The sequence below is a fragment of the Polaromonas sp. P3_C2 genome (assembly GCF_056402675.1).
On sequence record NZ_JBFUGX010000907.1, the window covers coordinates 1 to 1375 of the forward strand.

General features: G+C 55.4%; 3 protein-coding genes. All 3 read left to right on the top strand.

What is annotated here, in order from left to right; translation table 11 throughout:
- Positions 1-530, top strand: a 530-nt coding sequence (locus AC1DWI_RS23255; RefSeq protein ID WP_477725927.1) for an FtsW/RodA/SpoVE family cell cycle protein, incomplete at its 5' end; no start/stop codon positions are given.
- 14 nt (positions 531-544) lie between these two features.
- Complete coding sequence (locus AC1DWI_RS23260) at positions 545-844, top strand: hypothetical protein (protein ID WP_477668384.1); 300 nt, start codon at positions 545-547, stop codon at positions 842-844.
- A gap of 24 nt (positions 845-868) precedes the next feature.
- Positions 869-1375, top strand: a 507-nt coding sequence (locus AC1DWI_RS23265) for a tetratricopeptide repeat protein (protein WP_477725928.1), incomplete at its 3' end; no start/stop codon positions are given.

Sequence of the window (1375 nt, forward strand, 5' to 3'; positions counted from 1 at the left end):
TCTGTGCCGACGGCGTGCGCTGGCCCATCCTGCACGACTACCAGCAGCAGCGCATCTGCACGCTGCTCGACCCCTCGCGCGACCCGCTGGGCAAGGGCTTTCACATCATCCAGGGCATGATCGCCATTGGCTCGGGCGGCATCACGGGCAAGGGCTTTATGGCCGGCACCCAGACGCACCTGGAGTTCATTCCCGAGCGCACCACCGACTTCATCTTCGCGGCGTACTCCGAAGAGTTCGGTCTGTTGGGCAATCTGTTGTTGATTGCGGCGTTCATCTTCCTGATTTTGCGCGGACTGGCCATTGCGCTGGAGGCATCGACCCTGTTTTCGCGCCTGCTGGCCGGTGCGCTGACCATGATTTTTTTCACCTATGCTTTCGTCAACATGGGCATGGTCAGCGGCATCCTGCCCGTGGTGGGCGTGCCGCTGCCTTTCATCAGCTATGGCGGCACGGCCATGGTGACGCTGGGACTGGCCATCGGCATGCTGATGTCGATCGCCAAGGCCAAGCGCTTGGTGCAGAGCTAAACAAGGAGGTTCATATGGGGTTTTTTGACTGGTTTGATACGCGGGCCGCAAGTCAGTGCGGCATTTCGCTGGCGGAACTCGTGATCCGCGAGCTGCCGGCCAAAGAGTCGGTGAAAGAAAAGAAATTTGCGGAAAAAGCAGAAAAAACGCTGATAAAGATGTCGCATGAACTCGCTGCCTTTAAACGGGCCAACAAACTCAATACCTACAAAAAAGCCAAGCTGGGTAATGCCTTTTTGTGGACATTGAAAGACCGCGGCGTTAATGATGCCTATGCCGATGAATTGACGCAGTGGCTTTCTTTGCAGCTGTAGTTCTTACCGTTTTTCTGGAGCAGCATGTTCGGACTTCTAAGAAAAATCCTGCCGGCTTCGTCGAGCGCTGCAGCCAGCGTCGGTGCGCCTGACAAGGATCGTTGCGCTGAACTCAAAAAGAATGGCAATGCCTTGTTGGCAGAAGGCAAGCTTTATGAGGCGGCTTTGTGCTACGGCGAGGCAACGAAGGCCGATCCAGAAGATGTCTTCGCACTGATCAATCTCGGATATGTATTAAGTGAGCAGGGCCACCTTCTGGAAGCCAAGGCGGCACTTGAACAGGCCGCAAGTCTGGATCCCACACAGCATGACGCGCATTTCATGTTGGGAACGCTCGCACAGCGGGAGGCAAACGTATCTCAGGCCATTCACCGATTCAAGAAGGTTGTGCTGCTTGCGCCAGAGTTTGAACCGGCCTATCGTGAATTGGGCTATGAACTCTTTCAACATGAGCAGATGACGGAGGCGGAAGAGATCATGCAGGAAGGCATTCGCCGATTTCCCGAATCAGTCGGGCTTCTCTGCAATCTG